General features: G+C 65.6%; 8 protein-coding genes. 2 read left to right on the plus strand and 6 right to left on the minus strand.

Annotated features, from left to right (window positions below):
- Positions 1–912: MltA domain-containing protein (locus G3N99_RS30165; RefSeq protein ID WP_206124196.1), on the plus strand; the 912-nt coding region annotated here is incomplete at its 5' end.
- Between the two features lie 265 nt (positions 913–1,177).
- On the opposite strand, the gene paaK is transcribed toward G3N99_RS30165, so the two are convergent.
- The 5 genes from paaK to paaN form a co-directional block, all read right to left on the minus strand.
- On the minus strand, positions 1,178–2,476 hold the full coding sequence (gene paaK, locus G3N99_RS30170) for a phenylacetate--CoA ligase PaaK (RefSeq protein ID WP_069247036.1): 1,299 nt from the start codon (positions 2,474–2,476) through the stop codon (positions 1,178–1,180).
- A 38-nt stretch (positions 2,477–2,514) separates the two neighbouring features.
- Complete coding sequence (gene paaI, locus G3N99_RS30175) at positions 2,515–2,967, minus strand: hydroxyphenylacetyl-CoA thioesterase PaaI (protein WP_174942319.1); 453 nt, start codon at positions 2,965–2,967, stop codon at positions 2,515–2,517.
- A 1-nt stretch (position 2,968) separates the two neighbouring features.
- On the minus strand, positions 2,969–3,760 hold the full coding sequence (paaG, locus tag G3N99_RS30180) for a 2-(1,2-epoxy-1,2-dihydrophenyl)acetyl-CoA isomerase PaaG (protein ID WP_206124197.1): 792 nt from the start codon (positions 3,758–3,760) through the stop codon (positions 2,969–2,971).
- Between the two features lie 45 nt (positions 3,761–3,805).
- A complete protein-coding gene (pcaF, locus tag G3N99_RS30185; RefSeq protein ID WP_174939669.1) occupies positions 3,806–5,008 on the minus strand; it encodes a 3-oxoadipyl-CoA thiolase in 1,203 nt (400 codons plus the stop codon).
- Between the two features lie 87 nt (positions 5,009–5,095).
- The gene (gene paaN / locus G3N99_RS30190; protein ID WP_206124198.1) at positions 5,096–6,802 is read right to left on the minus strand and encodes a phenylacetic acid degradation protein PaaN; all 1,707 of its coding nucleotides are present in this window, start codon (positions 6,800–6,802) and stop codon (positions 5,096–5,098) included.
- 129 nt (positions 6,803–6,931) lie between these two features.
- On the opposite strand from paaN, the gene G3N99_RS30195 reads away from it, so the two are divergent.
- Positions 6,932–7,708: an enoyl-CoA hydratase gene (locus G3N99_RS30195; protein ID WP_089424403.1), complete on the plus strand. Its 777-nt coding sequence runs from the start codon at positions 6,932–6,934 to the stop codon at positions 7,706–7,708.
- 160 nt (positions 7,709–7,868) lie between these two features.
- Here the strand turns inward: G3N99_RS30195 and G3N99_RS30200 are convergent.
- The coding region (locus G3N99_RS30200) for a hypothetical protein (RefSeq protein ID WP_206124199.1) at positions 7,869–8,094 on the minus strand (226 nt) is incomplete at its 5' end.

Raw genomic sequence — 8,094 nt, forward strand, 5'->3', positions numbered from 1 at the left:
TCCGCGCTGCGGCAGAACTGCGTGCGGCTCGCGCGCCAGCCGGCGTGGTCGCGCGCTTGCGCGGCTGCCGACCGGCTCGACGAGCTTGACGTCAGCAGTGCACGCACGTTCTTCGAAACGTATTTCACGCCGTTCCAGCTCGCGAACACCGACGGTACGCTCGACGGGCTCGTGACCGGCTATTACGAGCCGCTGCTGCATGGTTCGCGCGTGCGTCGCGGTCCGTATCAGTACGCGCTCTACCGCTGGCCGGCCGGTTATCGCGCGGGCGCCGCGCTGCCGGCACGCGCACAGCTCGAACGCGCCGGCATCCTGAACGGCAACGAACTCGTGTGGGTCGACGACCCGATCGAAGCGTTCTTCCTGCAGGTGCAGGGCTCGGGGCGCGTGCTGCTCGACGACGGTTCGGTGATGCGGGTCGGCTTCGGCGGCACCAACAACCAGCCGTACCGCTCGATCGGCAAGTGGCTGCTCGATCGCGGCGAGCTGACGCCCGCTCAGGCGACGATGCAGGGCATCAAGGCGTGGGCGAAGGCGAACCCGACCCGCGTTGACGCGTTGCTCGACACGAACCCGCGGTTCGTGTTCTTCCGCGACATGCCGACCAAGGAAGATGCGCCGCACGGCGGCGCGGACGGCCCGATCGGCGCGCTGGGCGTGCCGCTGACGCCGGAGCGCTCGATCGCCGTCGATCCGTCGTCGATCCCGCTCGGCACGCCGGTGTTCCTGCAGACCACGCGCCCGCTGACGAATACGCCGATGAACCGGCTCGTGTTCGCGCAGGATACGGGCTCAGCGATCAAGGGCGGTGTGCGGGCCGACTACTTCTGGGGGCTCGGCGACGATGCAGGCGATCAGGCCGGGCGGATGAAGCAGGTCGGCCGGATGTGGCTGCTGTTCCCGAATTCGTGATGTGAGGTGGCGCGGGTGGTTGCGGTCGCTTGGGCCGCCGCCGATGCATCCGACGTGGTATTCGTGGATGCGACGGGGTGCGTGGGGTGTGTCGCCCTGATCATGAGGGCGATCGTGCGGTGTCAGCTTTCGTGATGCGTGCGTCGCGTCGGCGAGTGCCCCAACGACGTCCCGGAATGAAACAGCCCGATCGGCGTTGGCCGATCGGGCTGTTTCATTTGCAGCCACGGATTCAGCGCGCGCAATTAACGCGCAGCGATTTTCGTCAGCCCTTGCGCTTGTCGACGACACGTCGCGCCTTGCCGACCGATCGCTCGATCCCGTTCACGGGCAGCACGTTGATTACGGCCGTCACGCCGATCAGCGATTTGATGTCATAGGCGAGCGCCTGTTTTGCCGCATGGATCGCCGCCGTATCGGGTGCGGTCTCGGGGCAAGGCTCGACGTTGAGCGTCATCACGTCGAGCGGGCCTTCCTTCGTCAGCACGATCTGATAGTGCGGTGCGAGCGCGCGCTGCTTGAGCAACTGCTCCTCGATCTGCGTCGGGAATACGTTCACGCCGCGCACGATCATCATGTCGTCCGAGCGCCCCGTGATCTTCTCCATCCGGCGCATCGTGCGGGCCGTGCCCGGCAACAGCCGCGTGAGGTCGCGGGTCCGGTAGCGGACGATCGGCAGCGCCTCCTTCGTCAGCGACGTGAACACGAGCTCGCCGAGTTCGCCGTCCGGAAGCACTTCGCCGGTTTCAGGATCGATGATTTCCGGATAGAAGTGGTCTTCCCAGATGGTCGGGCCGTCCTTGGTCTCGACGCATTCGGACGCGACGCCGGGGCCCATCACTTCGGACAGCCCATAAATGTCGACCGCATCGATGCCCATCCGCTGCTCGATCGCGACGCGCATGTCGTTGGTCCAGGGTTCCGCGCCGAAGATGCCGATGCGCAGCGAACTCTGCACGGGATCGAGGCCCTGGCGCTCGATTTCGTCGGCGATCGACAGCATGTAGCTCGGCGTCACCATGATGATGTCGGGCCGGAAATCCTGGATCAGCTGCACCTGCTTCTCGGTCTGGCCGCCGCCGAACGGGATCACGGTCAGCCCTGCGCGTTCGGCGCCGTAGTGCGCGCCGAGCCCGCCCGTGAACAAGCCGTAGCCGTAGCTGACGTGCACCTTGTCGCCGCGGCGCGCACCGGCGGCGCGGATCGAGCGAGCGACGAGATTCGCCCATGTGTCGATGTCGCCGGCCGTATAGCCGACGACCGTCGGCTTGCCGGTCGTGCCCGACGACGCATGAATGCGCGAGATCTGGTCCTGCGGCACCGCGAACATCCCGAACGGGTAACTGTCGCGCAGGTCGCTCTTCGTCGTGAACGGGAAGCGCGACAGGTCGGCGAGCGTCTTCAGGTCGTCCGGATGGACGCCCGCGTCGTCGAACTTGCGACGATAGACGGGGGAGTGGTCATACGCATGCCGGAGCGACCACTTGAGGCGTTCGAGCTGCAGCGCGGTCAGCTCGTCGCGTGAGGCGGTCTCGATCGGCTCGAGCGGTAGCGGGGTAGTCATGCATGTCTCCAGTGTTTGTTATGTGCGAGCCGTCGACGTCAGCGGTCTTCCGGGATGACCGTGCCCTTGATCTGGGCGGATTTGCCGCGAAACATCGCGACGGTTTCGCCGGTCTGGTTCGTGACGCGGATGTCGTAGATGCCTTGGCGGCCGGCGCGCGCCTGCTCGATCGCTTCGGCCGTTAGCACGTCGTCGCCGTGCACGGGGCGCAGGAATTCGATCGAGCAGCCGGCCGCGACGGTATTCACGTTGTACGAGTTGCACGCGAACGCGAACGTCGAATCGGCCAGCGTGAAGATGATTCCGCCATGGCAGGTCTGATGACCGTTCAGGAACTCGGGACGCACGCGCATCTGCAGACGCGCGTAGCCGGCGCGTACTTCGGCGATTTCCATCCCGAACGCGCGGCTGCATGCATCGGCGTCGTACATGGCCCGCGCGGTGGCGCGGGCGAGCGAATCGGGGTCGAGCGTGGCCGTGGTGGTCGTCATGTCAACGCCCCTCGAAGCGCGGCGCGCGCTTCTCGATGAATGCCTTCACGCCTTCCGCATAGTCGTGCGACTGCCCGAGCGTGCGCTGCAGGTCGCGTTCCATGTCGAGTTGCTGGTCGAGCGTGTTCGTGACGCTGGCACGCATCGATTGCTTGATCGAAGCGATCGCAAGCGTCGGCTGCTGCGCGAGCTGGGTGGCGAGCTGGCGGGCTGATGCAGCGAGCGAGTCGTCGTCGACGGCACGCCAGATCAAGCCCCATTGCTCGGCCTGTTCGGCCCCGAGCTTGTCGCCGGTCAGCGCGAGCCCCAGCGCGCGTGCCATTCCGACGCGTTGCGGCAGGAACCACGTACCGCCGGAATCGGGTACGAGCCCGATCTTGACGAAGGCCTGGATGAAACTGCTCGAGCGGGCGGCGAACACGAGATCGCAGGCGAGCGCGAGATTCGCTCCAGCGCCGGCCGCCGTACCGTTGACGGCGGCGATCACCGGAATCGGCAGACGCTGCAGGCGGCGGATCAGCGGATTGAAGTGCTCGTCGATCAGCGTGCCGAGGTCGGTAGACGCGCCCGGCGTGAAGTCGAGATCGGCCAGGTCCTGGCCTGCGCAGAAGCCGCGCCCCGCACCTGTCAGGATCAGCGCGCGCGCGCCGGCCGCCTCGACATCATCGAGTGCCGACTGCAGCTCGCGATGCATCGCCCGCGTAAAGCTGTTCAGCTTGTCGGGGCGGTTGAGGGTAATCGTGGCTACGTTCGAGGCCTGATCGATATCCAGCTGAATCGCCTGATAGGACATGCAGTATCTCCTTCATGACTTCGTTATAGGCGCGCGGTGGGTTGGTTACACACGTTCGATCGCGAGTGCGATGCCCTGGCCGACGCCGATGCACATCGTACAGAGCGCAAAGCGGCCGCCCGTACGCTCGAGTTGATGGAGCGCTGTGGTCACGAGCCGGGCGCCCGATGCGCCGAGCGGATGCCCCAATGCGATTGCGCCACCGTTCGGATTCACGCGCGGATCGTCGTCGGCGACGCCGAGCATGCGCAGCACAGCGAGCCCTTGGGACGCGAACGCCTCGTTCAGTTCGATGACGTCGAACTGATCGATGGTCATGCCGAGCTGGTGCAGCAGTTTTTGCGTGGCCGGTGCGGGCCCGATGCCCATCACGCGCGGCGCGACGCCGGCCGTCGCCATACCGATGACGCGTGCGCGGCGGCGCAGACCGTACTGATCGGCTGCCTGCGCATTGGCGAGCAGCAGCGCGCACGCACCGTCGTTGACGCCCGATGCGTTGCCGGCCGTCACCGAGCCGTCCGGGCGCACGACGCCTTTCAGCTTCGCGAGCGCTTCGAGTGACGTCTCGCGAGGGTGCTCATCGCGCGATACGACCACCGGATCGCCTTTCTTCTGCGGAATCGTGACCGCGACGATTTCGTCGGCGAGCGTGCCGTCCTGCTGCGCACGCGCGGCCTTCTGCTGGCTGCGCAGTGCGAACAGATCCTGGTCGGCGCGGCTGATGGTGTAGTCGACCGCGACGTTTTCGGCCGTCTCGGGCATCGAGTCGACGCCATACAGCTGTTTCATCAGCGGATTGATGAAACGCCAGCCGATCGTCGTGTCGAAAATGTCGGCCTGGCGTGCGAACGCGCTCGTGGCCTTGCCCATCACGAACGGCGCACGCGTCATGCTCTCGACGCCGCCTGCGATCATCAGGCGAGCCTCGCCCGCCTTGATCGCGCGTGCGGCTGTGCCGACCGCGTCCATCCCGGAGCCGCACAGCCGGTTCAGCGTCGTGCCGGGCACGTCGGTCGGCAGGCCTGCGAGCAGCGCCGACATGCGTGCGACGTTGCGATTGTCCTCGCCGGCCTGGTTTGCGCAGCCGTAGATCACGTCGTCGATCGCCGTCCAGTCGACGTCACGGTTGCGCTCGATGAGCGCCTTGAGCGGCACCGCACCGAGGTCGTCGGCGCGGACATCTTTCAGGGCGCCGCCGTAGCGGCCGATGGGGGTGCGAATCGCGTCGCAGATATAGGCGTCTGTCATGGGCGTATCGATGAGCAACGAACCCGCCAGGTGGCGGATTCGTTCATGGTAGAGAACGTGGCGGCGTTTGCACGTCGGCCATTCGGGTTATGCCGATTGGCCGGCTTCCGCGGGTGCAGCCTTCGGGGCAACATGGATGCGGCTTTGCACCACGCGGAACCGGTTGGCGACGAACGCCGGGTCGGCCAGTGCCGCGTTGGCTGCCGGGTTTGCGCCTGTGCCGTGGAAATCCGAGAACGCTGCCGACTGGTTCACGAACACACCGCCCGTCAGGTTGATCGACAGCGCGACGCCACCGCGCACTGCCGCGTCGTGGGCAGCGTCGACGATCGCGTCATCGGTGCTGTAGACGGCGAGCGTCAGCGCGCCATGTTCCGCCGCGATTTCTCCGGCGAGGTCGAGCGACTGCGCGGTCGAGTCGGTCGCGATCACGAACGAGATCGGGCCGAACCATTCCTGCGTGAATTTCTCGCGATCGGCCACGTCCAGTTGCAGCACGAGCGGCGTGCGCACGCGGGCATCGGGGAACGCAGGGTGCTGGAGGGTCAGGCTGTCGGCGAGCACGCGGCCAAGCTGGCGGGCGTCGTCGATGCGTGCGGTCACGCCTTCGTTCTGGATTGCGCCGATCAGTTCGACCGAGCGTGCCGGGTCGCCGGTGAGTTTTTGCACGGAAATGGCGATTGCCTGTGCGACCTCGTCGAAGCTCGCGTGGCCGTCCGCCGTCCGGATGCCGTCGCGCGGCACGTAGATGTTCTGCGGTGCCGTGCACATCTGCCCGGAGTACAGCGCCAGCGAGAACGCGATGTTCTTGGCGGCGGCCTTCAGGTCGTCGGTCGAGTCGATCACGATCTGGTTGACGCCGGCCTTCTCGGTATAGACCTGTGCCTGGTGGGCATGGCGTTCGAGCCACGTGCCGTTTTGCGTGCTGCCGGTGAAGTCGATCAGCTTGATCTCGGGGCGCAGCGCGAGATCCTGAACGAGTGCGCCGTCGTTGGGTTCGGTCGCGAGGAGCGTGACGACGTTCGGATCGAAACCGGCTTCGCGCAGCACGTCGCGAGCGATCCGGACGGTGACGGCGAGGGGCAGGATCGCGCCCGGATGCGGTTTGACGATTACGGTGTTGCCGGTCGCGAGATCGGCGAACAGGCCGGGATAGCCGTTCCAGGTCGGGAACGTGCAGCAGCCGAGCACGAGCCCGGTGCCGCGCGGGACGATCGTATAGCGCTTGTGCATTGCGAGCGGTGGGTTCTTGCCTTGCGGCTTTTCCCAGTGCGCATCGGCCGGGATGCGGCGCAGTTCGTCCCATGCATAGGCGACTGCCTCGAGCGCGCGATCTTGCGCGTGCGGGCCGCCGGCCTGGAACGCCATCATGAATGCCTGCCCCGTGGTGTGCATCACGCTGTAGGCGATTTCGAAGCTGGCACGATTCAGGCGCGCGAGGATTTCGAGGCTGACGCCGATCCAGGCGCTCGGGCCGGCTTCGCGCCACGTGCGTTGCGCGGCGGCAGCGGCGGCGATCAGTTCGTCGGGCGTCGACTTCGGATACCGGATGCCCAGTGCAATGCCATACGGCGACCGCTCTGCGCCGACCGTTTCTCCGGACGCCGGCTGGTCGAGCGCGAACGTCTTGTCGAGGTGCGACTTGAACGCGGCCTCGCCATCTGCGTTCGCGCTTTCCCCGTACACTTTGGGGCTCGGCATTTCGGCGAACGGGCTCCAGTACCCGCGGCTCTCGATGGCGGCGAGTGCGTGTTTCAGCGTGTCTTCGTGCTTCGTGAACAGTGCATGGGTCATGGCGGCGGCCTGATGGACGTTGAGAGGGGTTGGATCGATTAATTAACCGACCGGTTGGTCGGAGAATGGTAGCATCAAACTATTCGCATGTGCGAGGCGTTTCTCATTTCATTGATCGAGGAGAAATAGATGGCTTACGAGAACATCCTGGTGGAGACCCGGGGGCGTGTCGGGCTGGTTACGCTGAACCGTCCGAAGGCGCTGAATGCGCTGAACGATGCGCTGATGGATGAGCTGGGTGACGCGCTGAAGGCGTTCGATGCGGACGATGGCATCGGCGCGATCGTCGTAACCGGGAGCGAGAAGGCATTCGCGGCCGGCGCGGACATCGGCATGATGGCGACCTACTCCTATATGGATGTGTACCGGGGCGACTACATTACGCGCAACTGGGAGACGGTCCGCGAGATCCGCAAGCCGATCATTGCAGCGGTTTCGGGCTTTGCGCTGGGTGGCGGCTGCGAGCTGGCCATGATGTGCGACATCATCTTCGCGGCGGACACGGCCAAGTTCGGCCAGCCGGAAATCAAGCTGGGCGTCATGCCGGGTGCGGGCGGCACGCAGCGCCTGCCGCGCGCGGTGTCGAAGGCGAAGGCGATGGACATGTGCCTGACCGCTCGTTTCATGGATGCTGCCGAAGCGGAGCGCGCGGGGCTCGTGTCTCGCGTGCTGCCGGCCGACACGTTGCTCGACGAGGCGCTTGCCGCCGCGGCGACGATCGCCGAGTTTTCGCTGCCGGCGGTCATGATGGTCAAGGAGTCGGTGAACCGTGCGTACGAGACGACGCTGGCCGAAGGCGTCCACTTCGAGCGTCGGCTGTTTCATTCGCTGTTCGCGACCGAGGATCAGAAGGAAGGGATGGCGGCATTCGTCGAGAAACGGAAGCCGGTGTTCAAGCACCGCTGATCGGGCTACTTGGGTACTTGGCCGGCGACTGGTGGCTATCGGTTGTCGGCGTGGTTGCCCGGCCCGTCGAGCCCCAAGCCCCCGTGCGCGTCAGCGCACGGGGGCTTTTTCAAACTTTTTTCACAAAGGGGCTTGCGCAGTTGGGGGCGGGTGCTTAGAATCACGCCTCTTTCGCGCTAACGGAAACGCGGCGCGGAAGAGGGAAGCAGGGTTGGCGGTGTGCTGGAGTCTGAAGCGCGCAACTGGCCTGGAAGTTGAACCCCGCAGTCGCAACGATGTAGTGAAAAAAGTTGTTGACGAAATGCGAAACACGGTTCATAATCTCGCTTCTCTGCTGCTGAAAACGCAGCGCTGCTGAGAAACACGAAGTTCCTCGCAGAATGCTC

The organism is Burkholderia sp. Ac-20392 (assembly GCF_017104585.1).
Lineage (GTDB): Bacteria > Pseudomonadota > Gammaproteobacteria > Burkholderiales > Burkholderiaceae > Burkholderia > Burkholderia lata.

Excerpts from the sequence above, each read along its gene's own strand:
- paaG (WP_206124197.1), bottom strand. The coding sequence starts at position 3,760 with ATGTCCTATCAGGCGATTCAGCTGGATATCGATCAGGCCTCGAACGTA.
- paaI (WP_174942319.1), bottom strand. The coding sequence starts at position 2,967 with ATGACGACCACCACGGCCACGCTCGACCCCGATTCGCTCGCCCGCGCC.
- G3N99_RS30195 (WP_089424403.1), top strand. The coding sequence starts at position 6,932 with ATGGCTTACGAGAACATCCTGGTGGAGACCCGGGGGCGTGTCGGGCTG.
- paaN (WP_206124198.1), bottom strand. The coding sequence starts at position 6,802 with ATGACCCATGCACTGTTCACGAAGCACGAAGACACGCTGAAACACGCA.
- pcaF (WP_174939669.1), bottom strand. The coding sequence starts at position 5,008 with ATGACAGACGCCTATATCTGCGACGCGATTCGCACCCCCATCGGCCGC.
- paaK (WP_069247036.1), bottom strand. The coding sequence starts at position 2,476 with ATGACTACCCCGCTACCGCTCGAGCCGATCGAGACCGCCTCACGCGAC.